The sequence below is a fragment of the Rhizobium sullae genome (assembly GCF_900169785.1).
Lineage (GTDB): Bacteria > Pseudomonadota > Alphaproteobacteria > Rhizobiales > Rhizobiaceae > Rhizobium > Rhizobium sullae.
In genome coordinates, this window is record NZ_FWER01000012.1 from 183,323 (window position 1) to 198,347 (window position 15,025).

A 15,025-nucleotide genomic window follows, 5' to 3' on the forward strand; every position below is an offset into this window, starting at 1 on the left:
GGAAACCATAGTCAAGGCGTAGGAAGCTTATGTCCAGCCATAAAATTATCGTTCGGAATCAATGATTTGATCCGAACTTTTGGCCACCTTGAAAATTCGAGCGAAAGAATCCGCTTTCGAAGCCGATGATCGGCGGTGAAATCCGCTGCCGGACCGACTTTTCGTCAGCTCCACCCGCCGCCGTAGGTGCGATAGAAGACGTGCAGGCCGATGCGGCCGACCTTTTCCATGGTCCTTGCCCATTTCGGCCGGACATAAACGGCATGGTAATGGGTGGCGGACCCGACCTGCGGAAGCCAGATCTTGCCGGCCGTGACTGCCATGGCGACGTCGCGGGCAACGCGCCAGTGATTTTCGGAGTTCACGCGGTCGCGGATATTGTCGCAGGCAAAGGAAAACTGGCAGCGGTTCCGCCAGTCTTCGTTCTGGTAGACCACGCCGCAGATGGTTTTCGGATAGGCCGGGTTCCTGACGCGGTTGAGGATGACCTGCGCAACCGCCGCCTGCCCCTTTACCGGTTCGCCGCGAGCTTCGAAATAGATGCCGGACGCAAGGCACTGCTGCTCGCGCGCCGAAAACACGCTGGCGGGCAGGATGCTCGCCGCCCAGGCATGATCGCCGGCGCGTATCTGGGGAACGAAACGGCCGTCATTTGCCTGATCGGCAAGGATCGAATCGAAGGGCGATTGACGGGCGTAGTCCGGGGCTGCCGGCGCATAGGCGGTCGCCAACACGTCCGCCTTGTCGTTTGTAACAAGGCTTGCAAGCATCGCCGAAACACCAGGCGCCGGCATGACCGGCTGCTTCCTGTAGAAATTGGTGGCGATTTCGATTTCCTTGCCCACGATCTTCGGCTTCACGAAGGCGGACTTGTCCTTGAGATCGAAGCTCGGCTGGAACAGGAGCTGCGTGCGCTGGAGAATGGAGCCTGCGGAGAAATCCTTCGGCGGCTGCATCTTCTCGACGGCCACGATGCGGCCCTTCTTGGTCCCGCGGTTGACGCGCTCCTCATCGGGCGTCGCCTCGTGGCCCTTGCCCTTCGCGACGAAGGCGACCTTGCGGCCATCCGGAAGAACCATGCCCGCGCCGGCCGCTATCGTTCCCGTCACGATCGGATCTGCGAAAGCGAGTTCGGCCTGATGAATGGAGCCGGCGGGCGAATTGGTCATCACCATGCGCCAGTTGTCACGGCTTTGATCAAGCCCCGCGAGCATGGCGGCGAGATCGGCATGCGATGCGACGGTGGGGAATGCGAGCCACCCGCAAATGCCGAAGATGGCGGGTGAAATCCAGCTCTGAGGGAGGGAACGCAGCTTGCTGCGAACAACGCGATTTCGACGCAACGCCAGACTCCGGACACGGGACGCTTCAACAGTCAGACGAAAATCACCCATTAACCTTGATGCTTGGTTAATGCGGTGTCCCAGAATTCATCCGTGAGCGGTTTTTCGGCTTCTCCCCTGGCGGGGAGAAGAATGTTTGGAAGGAATGTCAGATGATGACGTGCGAGCCGAGTTCGACCACGCGATTCGCCGGAAGGCGGAAGTAGTCGGAGGGGTTCGCCGCTGCGTTGGCGAGCGCGATATAGAGCCGGTCTTGCCAATAGGGCATTCCGGACTTCGCATCCGGCACTAGCTTGCGCCGGCCGAGATAGAAGGAGGTCGTCATGATGTCGAACTTCAACCCGGTCTTTCTGAGTGCCGCGAGCGCTTGGGAGACGTTCTGCGTTTCCATGAAGCCGAAGAGCAGTTCGACACGCGAGAAGCGCTCGGAAACCTGATCGACCTTGTAGCGTTCAGAGTTCGCAACGCGCGGCTTGTTGACCGTGCGGATCGTCAGGATGACGTTGCGGTCATGCAGGACGTGGTTGTGCTTCAGATTGTGAAGCAGGGCGGCAGGCGCCGACTCCGGATCGCTGGTGAGGAAAATCGCAGTACCGGGGACATGGGCGGGCGAATGATCGCTCTTGCGTTCGATAGAGCTGACGAATGACGGCAGCGGGATGTCGGTGTGCCGGGTCTTTTCCATGAGCAGCGCCGTGCCGCGGCGCCAGGTCCACATGACAACGATGAAGGCGGTGGCGATCAGGATCGGGATATAGCCGCCGTCATGGATCTTGAGCAGATTGGCACCGAGGAAGATCAGCTCCAGCACAAGCAGCGGCACAAGAACGATGGCAGCCACCGGAATCGACCAGTTCCAGCGCGTCCGCACGAACTCGAAAGCCATGATCGTGGTGACGACCATCGCGCCAGTGACCGAGATACCATAGGCCGTTGCAAGAGCTTCTGACGTCTGGAACGTGATAACCAGGAACATGACGCCCAGAAAGAGCACGGTGTTGACGGTCGGCAAGAATATCTGCCCGGTATTGGTCTCCGAGGTGAAGAGGATCTCCATGCGCGGCAGGAAACCGAGGTTGATGCCTTGGCGCACAAGCGAGAAGGCGCCCGTGATTACCGCCTGGCTGGCGATGATCGTTGCGGCCGTCGCCAGAATGACAGCGAAAGGCAGCGCCCACTTCGGGAACATCAGATAGAAGGGGTCGGACATCGCCTCCGGATTGCCGAGGACGAGCGCGCCCTGGCCGAGATAGTTCAGCGCGAGCGCAGGAAAGACCAGTACGAACCAGGCCCACTGGATCGGGCGGCGGCCGAAATGGCCAAGGTCGGCATAGAGCGCTTCGGCGCCGGTAACCGTCAGGAAGACCGCGCCCAGAACGACGATGCCGTAGAATCCTTCGTCGAGCAGGAAGCTGACGGCATAATACGGATTGAAGGCTGCCAGGATGCCGTAGTCGTCGGAGATGTGCGAGACGCCGGCAATCGCTAGGACGATGAACCAGAGTGCGGTGATCGGTCCGAAAAAACGGCCCATGGCGCCGGTACCGTGCGATTGGAAAACGAAGAGCAAGACAAGAATGGCGGCCGAAATCGGCACTATGTAAGCCGACAGGCTCGGGGCCATCAGCTTGACGCCTTCAACGGCAGACAGAACCGACAGCGCCGGCGTGATCATCGCGTCGCCGAGGAACAGGGCCGCACCCGCCATGCCGAGCGTAAGCAGCAACGCGGTGTGCCCGTTCGCCGTCTTCATCAACAGAGCAAGCAGGGAGAGCGTACCGCCCTCGCCTTCGTTATCGGCGCGCAGCAGCAGCAGGACATATTTGAGGGTGACGATGATCGTCAGCGCCCAGAGCATCAGCGAGATAAGGCTGATGATCTCGAAACGGGTGAGACCATCATGCGCGACCGGTTTCAGCGCTTCGCGGAATGCGTAGAGCGGGCTGGTGCCGATATCTCCATAGACGACACCGACGGAGCCGAGCGCAAGATAGAAGAGTTTGCGCGGCGTCATGTGGCGATCGTGCGAATGGCTTTCGTTGGACATTAGTGACAACAGGCTCCTTAGAGCCAGCCTTTCCATCGGAAAAAGAGGAACGGAATGACCGCGGATAGCACCATCAGGCCCAGCGAAGAGGGGTAACCTGCGGCCCATTGCAGTTCCGGCATGAATTCGAAATTCATACCATAAATCGATGCGACAAGTGTGGGCGGCAAGAACACGACGGATGCGATCGAGAAGATCTTGATGATCGAGTTCTGCTCGATATTGATGAGGCCGAGCGAGGCGTCGAGCAGGAAGGTGATGTTTCCGGCGACGTAAGAGGCGTGCTCCGTCAGCGACTGGATATCGCGCGAGACGGTGCGCGATAGTTCCTTCGTCGCCTGATCCTTCTGAACCGCGGCGATCGTGTAGAAGAAGGTCATGAGGCGCGCGAGCGAGGCCAGGCTGTCTCGCACCTTGCTGACAAGGCGCTGGTGGCCGGCGATGTCGCGGAGCTTTACCTCGAGATAGTTCGAGGGTTTGCGAACCTTCTTGGCGCGGTCGCCGAAGACGTGCATCGAAAGGATGTCGATGCGGGCAACCGAGACCTCGAGGATTTCCGCGGTCCGGTCTGTGATCGTCTCAAGCAGCTTGGCAAGCAGGGCAGCGCCGCTTCGCCACTCCTCCGGCACCCGATGAAGGGCTGCAATAAACAGCCCAAAGGATTTCGGATGGGCGTAACGAATAGTGATCAGCCGATTTCCGATAAGGATAAAAGCGACATCCGTCAGCGTCGGCGCCTCGGTCTCGGCCTTCCAGACCAGCGAAGCCGTCATGAACGTAGCACCATTTTCAGTGTAGAGGCGTGCCGACGGTTCGATATCCTTCAGGTCGTCGCGGGTCGGAACCTCGATACCGACGATCTTTTCGACGTGGAGCTCCTCCTCCCGGGTCGGTTCTAGCAGATCGATCCACACCACATCGTCCGGAAACTCCGCGCCGTGCGACAGATCGCGGATTTCGACCGACTTGCAATTTGAACAATAAGCAGTGATCACCGGGCGTTGCTCCAGCCGCCGGCATGCCTTGCAATGCCTGCGCTTTTCATCGAAAGCCTTTCACTGGAACGGCCGCCGTCACGGCGCCGTACGGGCTAACAGTCTTCGATCTTGCCGGACGCGGAAAAACGTTCATACAACTCCAGCTGCATCCGGTCACAACCCGGCCGTGCATTCTGCTCAACCGCATCGCAGTCACCAATCCTTCGATCGACAAGATAACTCCGAACATGCAGGCTGGCCGAAACTTTTCAAGCAGGGCGGCCATCATCGAGCATCCGCAGAAACCGCCATCATGGCGACGGCGGGCCATATGACGGAAAGCTGTGAAATAATCAAGTCATCTTACGTGAACCGGGCAATTTCACCACATTTCCCCCATAATTTGGGTATGCGGCGGACTGAAACAGCTACTCGAAAACGATCGTCGGCGCCTGACGCTGCGGCTGACCGCCAAGCTGTTCACAGACCTTCGAAGCGATATTGCGATAAATGCCCGCCACAATGCCGTTCGGCTCCGAGGCGACGAGCGGCGTGCCTGCATCTGAGGTTTCGCGGATATTGATCGTCAGCGGAACCTCGCCAAGGAAGGGCACGCCAATGCGCTCGGCTTCCTTGCGCGCACCGCCATGGCCGAAAATGTCGTAACGCGTACCGGTATCCGGCGCGATGAAATAGCTCATGTTCTCGATGATGCCGAGAACCGGGACTTCCACTTTGCGGAACATATTAAGCCCCTTGCGGGCATCGACAAGCGCCAGATCCTGCGGCGTGGAGACGATGACAGCGCCCGCAAGCGGCACCTGCTGGGCCATCGTCAGCTGCGCATCGCCCGTGCCGGGCGGCATATCGACGACCAGTACGTCCAGTTCGCCCCAGGCGACTTCACGCAGCATCTGCATGATTGCCGACTGCACCATCGGGCCACGCCAGATCATCGCCGTCTCCTCATCGACGAGGAAACCCATCGACATGACCTTGAGGCCGTAATTTTCCATCGGATTGATGATGCGGCCGTCGATCTGCGTCGGGCGGCCGGAAATCTTCAGAAGACGCGGCATAGAGGGGCCGTAGATATCGGCGTCGAGAATGCCGACGCGAAGTCCGTTCGCTTGCAGGCCGAGCGCGAGATTGACGGCTGTCGTCGACTTGCCGACGCCGCCCTTGCCGGAGGCAACCGCTATGATCGCATTGATGCCGGGCACGCCGATCTTGCCGGCGCGCGGCGGCTGTTGCTGCGGGGCATGTGCATGACCCTCATGGCCGTGGCTGGCATGAGCTGCTGCGGGACGCGCGGCGGGTGCGGATGCGGGGGCCGCCTTCTTGTCGGCGGTCAGTGCCACGAGCGCACCCTTCACGCCCGGCAGTTCCTTGATGACGCGCTCGGCGGCCAGACGCAGCGGCTCGAGCTCTTTGGCGCGCTCGGCCGGAACGGTGATCGAGAAATAGACCTTGCCGTCCGAAATGAAGACGTCGGATACCATGCCGAGCTCGACGATATTATGTTCGAGATCGGGACCACGCACGGTCTTCAGCGTTTCGAGAATCTGTTCCTTGGTGACGTCCGTCATTCCACCCTCACGCACAGTCTTTGAAAAGAGGTAGATAGTGGAGGGCTGTGGCTTCGCCAAACGAAATCGGCATCAAGGGCGACGGAAATCGCGCGCGATCAAGTTCGTGGCGAAATCCGTTGCGGCCATCTGGTCCGCCGGGCTTTCGCCCCGATGGCCGCAACGGTCTGCCCGATACCCGGCGCAACGCAGGCCGAAGTAGAACAATGTCCGGAAATAACCAGAGGGAAAATCACCCCAAAACACGGGGTGGAGCGACATCATGGGAGGGTCGTTACAAAAAGGCAACAACCGCCGCCGGCAACGGCTGCAGGAGACATGCATCAACGCTGCCGGACGGCGGGTTGCCGATGGCGCCGTTCTTTTTTGGCGCTCTTCCAAAGTCCCCTCTGGACCTCTGCAGACTAGGAAGCAAGGCTCGTGCCAGATGATGATAGGCAAGCGCTTCATATGCCGCTTGGCATGGCAGTTACCCGGCTGTATGGGGTGATCGATCAACACGGGCGACAGCGATGGAATTGCCAAGAATATTGCGCGAACAGGTGGAGGAGATGCTGGAGGGCCAGCCGCTCGACGGGCTGAAGCGCGCCGCAGCACGCCTTTCCAGCCGTTATCGCCAGGAACTGCGCGACGGCAGCTTCCACATCAGCGACGGTCTTGCAGCCAAGGCTTATCTCGCCGCACGGCTGCCCGCCACATATGCCGCGATCCGCGCCGCCTATGAAATGATTTCGGAAGCCCGGCCCGATTTCGCGCCTGAGCATTTCGTGGATGTCGGGGCTGGTCCAGGCTCGGCACTCTGGGCCGCCGCTGGCTGCTGGCCTGAGATCAAAAGCGCCGTGATGGTGGAGGCAAGCGACGCAATCCGCGACGTCGGCAGAAGACTCTCGGAGAGGCTCGACCTTCAGACAGATTGGCTGGATGGCAATCTTATCAAGGCGTTGCCGAAAATCGCGCCCGCCGATCTTGTCACCATCGCCTATGTGCTCGATGAGATAGAGCCGCATCAGATCGCCGCGTCGATCGACAAGCTCTGGGCGCTGACGCTAGGCACGCTCGTCATCATTGAACCCGGAACACCGGCCGGCTGGGACCGTATTCTCACCGCGCGTGATCTGCTGCTCTCAAAAGGGGCGCACCTGATAGCACCCTGCCCGCATGCGACGGACTGTCCTCTCACGCGGCCGGATTGGTGTCATTTTTCACGCCGCGTCGCCCGTTCGAAAATGCACCGGCTGGTCAAGGATGCGGACGTGCCGTGGGAGGACGAAAAATATATCTTCATCGCCGCAAGCCGTTTGGCAGACGAGGCTCCCCAGGCCCGCATCATCGCGCCGCCTCAGGGCCCGGGCGGGGTGATCAGACTGAAGCTCTGTCAAAGCGACGGAACGGCCGGCGAGCGCACCTTCTCCAAACGCGATGGCGCCACCTTCAAATGGGCGCGACGGGCGAATTGGGGCGACGCGCTGGAAAGCGACCGAGAATAGCAACGGATGAAGGAAGCAACCCTGCTCATCTTTTGACCCAAACTGCCAATATTTTCAGCAGGGTCACTTGATGATGCCGATGCGCAGCGCCTTGGCGACGGCCTGCGTCCGGTTGACCGTGTCGAGCTTCTTCGTCGCGCGATTCAGGTAGTGATTGACGGTATGCTCCGAGAGATTGAGGATATCGGCGATTTCCGCACTGGTCTTTCCTGCCGCCGTCCAGTTCAGGCAATCGATTTCGCGATCCGTCAGCGCATCCGTCATGCGCGTATCGAGACTGCGGATTTCGGCGAGCCTGTCGAAGACATGGATAGAGATATAGAAAAGGTCCCGCATCTCCTCGGGCGCGAAGGGTTCGCGATCGCCCGCGAACGAGACTGCACCCCGCATGCCTGATGGCTCGTGTGTCGGGAAAAACGCGCAACGCATCATCTTGAAGCGCTCGAAAAGCGTCACGGCCATTGAAGTCTTGCCGTCGTCCCGCCGATGGCCCTTGGTGACGTCGACGAAAAAGGGAACCGACGACGTGCGCAGACGGCGTATGACAGGGCTGTTCGCCAGCAGGTTTTCCTGATCGTAAAGCGACAGGAGCTCGGCCGGCCAACTGGTGATCACCGTCGCACTTTGGAGCTCGAATGACGTGACCGGTGGCAAATTGAGGACCATGAACGCCCTGCTCCGGCAAGCTTCCGTCACGCGCTTCATGAAGCGGAAGATGTCGAACTGGGTCTTCAGACCCGCAATTTCCTGAATATATCCATCTGCATCGAAAGATGCCCGTGACAGTGCTGTCATCTACTTTTCGTCTTCTCAAGAGCGGCGGCGCCGTTTCAGATCAATTTGTGCCCGCAAGCCAAACGCGCCCGCATGAAATAAAAAACAACCTGGCCGAAATACAATGGCCGAAGAGACTATACGATTTAACAAACTACCGCAGTTGGCGTGATTCGCAGCCAAATCTCAATATCGCACGCATCATAAGCGTGCTCTGTGAAAGCGTCCAGCCGAATGCATCGTCACGTAGGCTGCTATCGGCGCGGGCCGAGACGGACGCGCATGGCATCCGCGATGCATGCCGCAGCCTGCTTTATGGGGATCGCCCATTCCTCGAGACGCTCGATCGTCAGCCTGTAGGCCGGACCGGTGATCGAAACGCCGCCGGTAAAGCTTCCATCCTCCATCCCGATTGGCGCCGCGATGCAGCGGATACCTGGCTCGTGCTCCTCGCGGTCGAAGGCGAAGCCGGTTTTGCGGATTATCGTCACTTCGGCCAGCAATGCCTCGGCCGAAACTAGGGTCTGCGGCGTGAAGCTATCGAAGGAGAGCCTTCGCACCAGCGCTTCCAGCGCATCGTCCGGCAAAACCGAAAGAGCAGCCTTTCCGACGCCGGTGCAATAGACGGGCGAGGCGTTGCCGATCTGCGAATACATGCGGACAGACTGCTGACCTTCGATCTTGTCGAGGTAGATGATAGAGGCTCCGCGCAGAACGCCAAGATGGACGGTCTCGCCGCTCATCTGCTGCAGATGCCTGAGATGCGGTTCGGTAATCAGCCGGAATTCGTTCTTCGCCCAGCTTCGCGATGCGAGATCGAGAAGCCGCAACCCCGGCGCATAGCGTCCGTCGGCGTCGAATTCCAGGAGCCCTTCTTCGACGAGATGGCCGAGTTGGCGGTGCAACGTGCCGCGCGGCTGGCCGGCGAGAGCAAGAATATCGGTAAAGCGCAGGGGACGTTCGGCATGCGTCACGAGGTCGAGTAGCGCTATCGCCTTGCCCAAGGTCCCCGTTTCATTTTCTCTCGATATATCTTTTCGTAGAGCCATTGATTGCCTACCGTCGGCCTTGACACAGCTGGCAGCGTAATCGGATAATTCCACATAGTCAAATTGAGTTCCAAATACCGGAACATTGGAGAGTACCGTGAGCGGTGTAGTCGCGCAGTTTCCGGAATTCACGGATCGTAGCGTGCTCGTAACGGGCGGCGGCGCCGGCATCGGTGCGGCGATCGTGGAGGGCTTCGCCCGGCAGGGTGCGAAGGTTTCCTTCATCGACATCGCCGAAACGGAAAGCCGGGAACTCGCGATGCGGCTCTCCCGCGATTGCGAGCATCCTGTGCATTTCTTCAAGGCCGACCTTCGCGATATCAGCGCGATCCGGCAGACCGTTGATGCGGTGGTCGCACAATCGGGACCGATCACTGTGCTCGTCAACAATGCGGCTTGGGACGACCGGCATGATTTCGACGCAGTCACCGAAGAATACTGGGACAACAACCAAGCGACGAACCTCCGCCATGTCTTCTTCACCGCCCAGGCTGTCGCGCCTTCCATGCGGGCGGCAGGCGGCGGCGCGATCATCAACATGTCATCGATCGCATTTCTCCTGAACATGCCGGATTTTCCGGCCTATTCCACTGCCAAGGCCGGCGTGATCGGTCTCACCAAGAGCCTGGCGGGCAAACTTGGCCCGGACAATATCCGCGTCAACTGCATCCTGCCAGGCATGATCGTGACCGAACGGCAGATGAAGCTCTGGCTGACCGAAGAGGGCATTGCGCAGACTATCAAGCGGCAATGCCTCAAGAAGGTCCTGCATGCCGATGCGATCGTCGGTCCGTGTCTGTTTCTTGCATCCGACTGCGCGACCGCGGTGACGGCGCAGTCCTTGATTGTCGATGGAGGCATTTTCTGATGGCAAATCCCGCTTATGTCGCGGTGGATTGGGGTACGAGCAGTTTCAGGCTCTGGCTGATCGGTAAGGACGGCAGCGTTCTTGGCGAGCGCCGCAGCGGCGAAGGCATGACAACGGCGGCCAAGTCCGGCTTTGCCGATGTGCTGGCGTCGCATCTCGCCGCACTCTCGGTGCCCGAAAACGTGCCCGTCATCGCCTGCGGCATGGTCGGCGCCAAGCAGGGCTGGATCGAGGCGGGCTATATCGACGTGCCCGCCTCGATTTCTTCGATCCTCGCCGGCGCCGTTTCCGTTCCGGGCCAAAGCCGGGATGTCCGTATCCTCCCCGGCCTTGCCCAGCGCGACAAGGCATCGCCCGACGTCATGCGCGGAGAGGAAACGCAATTGCTCGGCGCACTTGGCCCCGACAGCAAGGGATTGCAGGCCGTCTGCATGCCAGGCACGCACTCGAAATGGGTTCATGTCCAGGATGGCGAAGTGATCGGGTTTTCGACCTTCATGACCGGCGAACTCTTCGACGCGATCAGCAAGCATACGATCCTGTCGCATGCCGTTGCGGGCGCCGACGAGGCTCAGGCGGGCAATTCCGCCTTCAAGGCAGCGGTTTCGGCCGCTTTTAGGCAGCCTGCCATTGCGTCCAACCTTCTCTTTACCGCACGCTCGGGCCAGCTTCTTCACGGACTGACAGCGGCCGGTGCGCAGGCAAGGATTTCCGGCACACTGATCGGTCTCGAAATCGCCGGCGCGCTTTCCGATGCTCCGAACGACACGCCTGTCACGCTCGTCGCTTCGGGCCACCTCCAGGGCCTTTATGAAACGGCCTTCAAGTTCCTATCTGTAAAATACACCGCCATCGATGCCGACACGGCCGTGCGCCGCGGGCTTTCGGCCGCTGCCGAAGCCATCTGGCCGAATTGAGGAATTTCTCATGATCAACCGCATCCCTTTCCCTTCCATGAAGCGTCCGCTCATCGCCATTCTGCGCGGCATCAAGCCGGAGGAAACCGAAAGCGTCGTCAGCGCGCTGATCGAGAACGGCCTCACTGCGATCGAAATCCCGCTGAATTCGCCCGAGGCCTTCAAGTCGATCGAAATTGCCGCGAAAATGGCGCCGCCGGGATGCCTGATCGGCGCGGGCACCGTGCTGACGGTCGATGCCGTCGACAGCCTTCACAACGCCGGCGGCAAATTGCTCGTCACGCCGAATGTCGAGCCTGACGTCATCATCCGCGCGCGCAGCTACGAGATGGTCTCGATGCCGGGCGTCTTCACGCCGACCGAGGCCCTCGCCGCCGCCCGCGCAGGCGCTACGGGCCTGAAGTTCTTCCCCGCCAGCGTGCTTGGACCTTCGGGCATAACGGCCATTCGCGCCATTCTGCCGCCCGATCTCGTGATTGCGGCGGTCGGCGGAGTCTCCGACAAGAATTTCGCGGACTACACGAAAGCGGGCATTCTGGCCTTCGGCCTCGGCACCAGCATTTACATGCCCGGAATGACGGCCGCGGAGGTTGCCGAGCGCGCCAAGGCTACCATTTACGCCTATGACGCAGCCGTAGGAGCGTAGGCATATGACTGAGATTTACGAGTTCGAGGGCAAAACGCTTTGCAATACCAGTTCGGTACTTGGCGAAGGCCCGACCTACGATCCGGACACCGACACCGTCTGGTGGTTCAACATCCTCGGCAAGGAACTGCACGAATTGAACCTCGGCACTGAAGAAAAGAAGATGCATCCGCTTCCGATGATGGCGAGCGTGCTTGCGCGCATCGACGACAAGCGCCAGTTGCTCGCAACCGAAGAAGGGCTTTTCGTCCGCGATATTGGCAACGGCAATCTGACCTTCTATGCCGCGCTTGAAAACGACAACCCGGAAAACCGCTCGAATGACGGCCGAACGCACCCATCCGGCGCACTCTGGATCAGTACGATGAGCAAGCGGGCGGAGAGCCAGGCAGGCGCGATCTATCACGTTGCAGGCGGCAAGGTGACGAAGATCTTCAGCGGCATCAGCATTCCTAATTCAATCTGCTTCTCGCCCGACGGCACAATCGGCTATTACACGGATACGCGCATCAGCCGCCTCATGCGCGTGATGGTTGATCCGCAGACAGGGCTTCCGGCGGGCGAGCCGATCGTGATGGTCGACAGCATGGATGATCCCGGCGGCCTCGATGGTTCCGTCTGCGACGCGGACGGCTATATCTGGAATGCACGCTGGGGTGCAGGCGTCGTCGACCGGTACAGCCCGGACGGCCTGCGTATCGCCCGCTACAAGGTTCCTGCCGCACAGCCCTCCTGTCCGGCCTTCATCGGCGTCAATGCGGACCGGCTGGCAGTGACGACCGCCTGGGAAGGGCTCGACGACACCGCGCGCTCATCGCAGCCGCAGGCCGGTGCGCTGCTGGAGCTTGGCGTGACGGTTAAGGGCGTTTTCGACCCGGTCTACGTGCTCTGAAAAGCAAATCTTCAACGAATACGGCGCGTTTCCGGCGGAAGCGCGCCGTATTCGTTGCAGCCGCCAAAATCACACGCATATCGATAAAAATTCCGTGAAGATCGCGCGATTTTCGGTGTCTATTCCCGGAACCAAAAGCCTATCCAGTCATTTTCCTTTTGAACCGGCACGGAAAAAGACGCCAAGAACAGAACCGGCGGCCGCGCTTAAGACCCACTCGAGGAACACAAAGGTAGGTTCGAAATGACACGCAAACTTCTGACGACCGTTGCCGCTGGCGCCTTGTTTGCCACGGCTTTCGCGCCGGCGGCATTCTCGCAGACTGCACCGCAGCCGGCCACCCCCGATGCAACCCAGACGGCTCCGGCCGACCCGGCAGCACCAAAGATGCCGAATGCAACCGCTCCGGCTGGTAACGAGGCCCAGGCTCCGGCCCCGGCCCCAACGACAGATACGGCGCAGGCAGGTGCTGGCGGATACCTGACAGAACAGGGTCCGGACCAGATCAGCGCCAATTCCTATATTGGCCAGTCTGTCTATAGCGGCCAGAACGAAAGCATCGGTAGCGTCAACGACCTGATCATGAAGAAAGATGGCGGCTTGGTTGCTGCTGTGATTGGTGTTGGCGGCTTCATTGGTCTTGGCGAAAAGAACGTCGCAGTGCCGATGGACAAGATCACCGTTGCCCAGAACACTCAGGACGGCAGCCTTAAGCTGACGACCTCCGAAACGGTAGACTCTCTGAAGGCCGCTCCCGAATTCAAGACCCTGCAGGCCCTGGCTGCTGAAAGGGCTCCGGCGCCTTCGGGCACGATGCCGTCAGACCCGACCGCTACGGGTTCGACCAATAAGTAATCCCGCGCGGTGAGTATAGCGTAGGCGGCGGTGCCCAGTTGGGCGCCGCCGTTTTCTATAGAGAGTAAAAGCGCGAGGCGTCGTAGATTGCCGCATGGACATCAGTGTCAGATGCTTGAACAAGCATCATGGCGCGGGCAGGATGAATTGCATGCCTTGCGCAGGTTTCAGGCCGGCACGCGATCGATCGCGGTCGCATCGTAATAGTTCTCGTGGAGGAAGCGCAACGTCGCGATACCGTCTGCAGGCTTGCCGAAATGGTAGCCCTGCCCCATGCCGCAACCGAGCGACCGCAGCTTCACGGCCTCCGAATAATCTTCGATGCCCTCGGCAACCACTTCGAGATCGAGCCCCTCGCACATCGTCAGGATCGCCTTGATGATATGCTCGGAGGCGCGATCGGAATTGATGCGCGAGACGAAGGCGCGGTCGATCTTCACCTTGTCGAAGATGAAGTCGCGCAGGCGCCCGAGGCTCGATTGACCGGTGCCGAAATCGTCGAGCGAGATGCGCACGCCCGCCTGCCGCAGATCGGAAAGGATGCGGTGGGCGGTGTCGGCAGAGCTCATGACGGCCGTTTCGGTGATTTCCAGCTCCAGCCGGTGCGGATCGAATCCGACGCGGCCGAGGATGGAGAGCACGTTACTGCTCGTGCCGGGATCCATGAGCTGCGCGGAGGACAAGTTGAAGGACAGGAACAGTTCGCGGGGCCAGGAGAGTGCTGCCTCCGCCGCCTTCCGAAGCAAGGTTTCCGACAGCGCGTCGATAAAGCCGCGTTCTTCGGCAAGCGGCACGAAGACGCCCGGCGAAACGAAACCGAGATCAGGATCGTTCCAGCGTGCCAAGGCCTCAAAACCGACGACCTGACTATTCGACAGGGAGACGATCGGCTGGAAATGCACATCGATGGCGTCCGAGATGATGGCATTTCGGAGCGCCTGCTCGAGTTGCGTCGCGCGCTTCATCTCCTGCGCGATCTCGCGCGAATAGACGGTAATCTGGCTGCGGCCGCGGCGTTTGGAACGATAGAGAGCGGTTTCAGCGCTTTTCAGAAGCTCATCGAATTCTGCGCCGGCAAAAGGGTAGATCGCAAAGCCGAAGGAGGAGGAAAGCCGGACATTGCGGTCGCCGAGATCATAGGGCGCAGACAAGACCTCGCGGATCATTTGGCCGAACTTTTCAGCACTCGCGCGCTCGAAGATCAGCGGCAGCACAAAAGCGAATTCGTCACCGTCGTGGCGGGTGACCAGTGCACCGTCCGGAATACATGCCTTCAGGCGATGAGCCACCTGGCAGAGAATTTCGTCGCCGGCTGCAGAACCGAAGAGGTCATTGATCGGCTTGAAAGAATCGAGGTTGGCGATGCCGACGGTGAACGGCGCCGGATCGCTCGCGCGTTCGGTGGAAATCTGGGTGACCCTGTCGCGCATGCGGTGTCGGTTGCCGAGCCCGGTCAGCGGATCGGTGTAAGCCATGGCCTGTAGCTCGTTCTGGCTCACAGGCAAGAAGGGTATGTCCACCGACTTCATCGTTCAACCTGAGATTTCGTCACTCCCTTCGGGAAGAATGGCGGGCAAGTCT

Annotated in this window: 13 protein-coding genes; 6 read left to right on the plus strand and 7 right to left on the minus strand. The window is 60.1% G+C overall.

Features of this window, described 5'->3' with window-relative positions; all coding sequences use genetic code 11:
* Positions 1–164: 164 nt before the first annotated feature.
* The 4 genes from BN1800_RS13075 to apbC form a co-directional block, all read right to left on the minus strand.
* Complete coding sequence (locus tag BN1800_RS13075) at positions 165–1,343, minus strand: cell wall hydrolase (RefSeq protein WP_086998033.1); 1,179 nt, start codon at positions 1,341–1,343, stop codon at positions 165–167.
* Between the two features lie 148 nt (positions 1,344–1,491).
* Positions 1,492–3,390: a potassium transporter Kup gene (locus BN1800_RS13080; protein WP_027507795.1), complete on the minus strand. Its 1,899-nt coding sequence runs from the start codon at positions 3,388–3,390 to the stop codon at positions 1,492–1,494.
* Between the two features lie 17 nt (positions 3,391–3,407).
* Positions 3,408–4,385 carry a magnesium transporter CorA family protein gene (locus BN1800_RS13085; RefSeq protein ID WP_086998036.1) on the minus strand — a complete coding sequence of 326 codons (978 nt, stop codon included), beginning with the start codon at positions 4,383–4,385 and terminating at the stop codon, positions 3,408–3,410.
* 410 nt (positions 4,386–4,795) lie between these two features.
* Positions 4,796–5,956, minus strand: a complete 1,161-nt coding sequence (gene apbC / locus BN1800_RS13095; protein ID WP_086998039.1) for an iron-sulfur cluster carrier protein ApbC — start codon at positions 5,954–5,956, stop codon at positions 4,796–4,798.
* Positions 5,957–6,468: 512 nt separating this feature from the next.
* Between apbC and BN1800_RS13100 the strand changes: the two genes are divergently transcribed.
* Positions 6,469–7,443 carry a small ribosomal subunit Rsm22 family protein gene (locus BN1800_RS13100; protein ID WP_086998042.1) on the plus strand — a complete coding sequence of 325 codons (975 nt, stop codon included), beginning with the start codon at positions 6,469–6,471 and terminating at the stop codon, positions 7,441–7,443.
* 63 nt (positions 7,444–7,506) lie between these two features.
* On the opposite strand, the gene BN1800_RS13105 is transcribed toward BN1800_RS13100, so the two are convergent.
* Together BN1800_RS13105 and BN1800_RS13110 are read right to left on the minus strand one after the other, a co-directional pair.
* A complete protein-coding gene (locus BN1800_RS13105) occupies positions 7,507–8,238 on the minus strand; it encodes a helix-turn-helix transcriptional regulator (protein WP_086998045.1) in 732 nt (243 codons plus the stop codon).
* Positions 8,239–8,471: 233 nt separating this feature from the next.
* A complete protein-coding gene (locus BN1800_RS13110) occupies positions 8,472–9,266 on the minus strand; it encodes an IclR family transcriptional regulator (protein WP_027507800.1) in 795 nt (264 codons plus the stop codon).
* Positions 9,267–9,363: 97 nt separating this feature from the next.
* Here BN1800_RS13110 and BN1800_RS13115 point away from each other — a divergent pair, with 97 nt between their 5' ends.
* The 5 genes from BN1800_RS13115 (at position 9,364) to BN1800_RS13135 (ending at position 13,444) form a co-directional block, all read left to right on the plus strand.
* Positions 9,364–10,134 carry an SDR family NAD(P)-dependent oxidoreductase gene (locus tag BN1800_RS13115; protein ID WP_086998048.1) on the plus strand — a complete coding sequence of 257 codons (771 nt, stop codon included), beginning with the start codon at positions 9,364–9,366 and terminating at the stop codon, positions 10,132–10,134.
* Positions 10,134–11,051: a 2-dehydro-3-deoxygalactonokinase gene (locus tag BN1800_RS13120; protein WP_086998050.1), complete on the plus strand. Its 918-nt coding sequence runs from the start codon at positions 10,134–10,136 to the stop codon at positions 11,049–11,051. The genes BN1800_RS13115 and BN1800_RS13120 overlap by 1 nt, the downstream gene beginning before the upstream one ends.
* Positions 11,052–11,064: 13 nt before the next feature.
* Positions 11,065–11,697, plus strand: a complete 633-nt coding sequence (locus BN1800_RS13125) for a 2-dehydro-3-deoxy-6-phosphogalactonate aldolase (protein ID WP_086998130.1) — start codon at positions 11,065–11,067, stop codon at positions 11,695–11,697.
* Between the two features lie 4 nt (positions 11,698–11,701).
* Complete coding sequence (locus tag BN1800_RS13130) at positions 11,702–12,589, plus strand: SMP-30/gluconolactonase/LRE family protein (protein WP_027507804.1); 888 nt, start codon at positions 11,702–11,704, stop codon at positions 12,587–12,589.
* Positions 12,590–12,832: 243 nt separating this feature from the next.
* Positions 12,833–13,444, plus strand: coding sequence for a PRC-barrel domain-containing protein (locus BN1800_RS13135; RefSeq protein WP_027507805.1), 612 nt, complete (start codon positions 12,833–12,835; stop codon positions 13,442–13,444).
* Between the two features lie 167 nt (positions 13,445–13,611).
* Here BN1800_RS13135 and BN1800_RS13140 read toward each other — a convergent pair whose 3' ends face one another.
* Entirely contained in the window at positions 13,612–14,973 is a 1,362-nt protein-coding gene (locus tag BN1800_RS13140; protein WP_086998053.1) for a putative bifunctional diguanylate cyclase/phosphodiesterase, read from the minus strand.
* Positions 14,974–15,025: the final 52 nt, after the last annotated feature.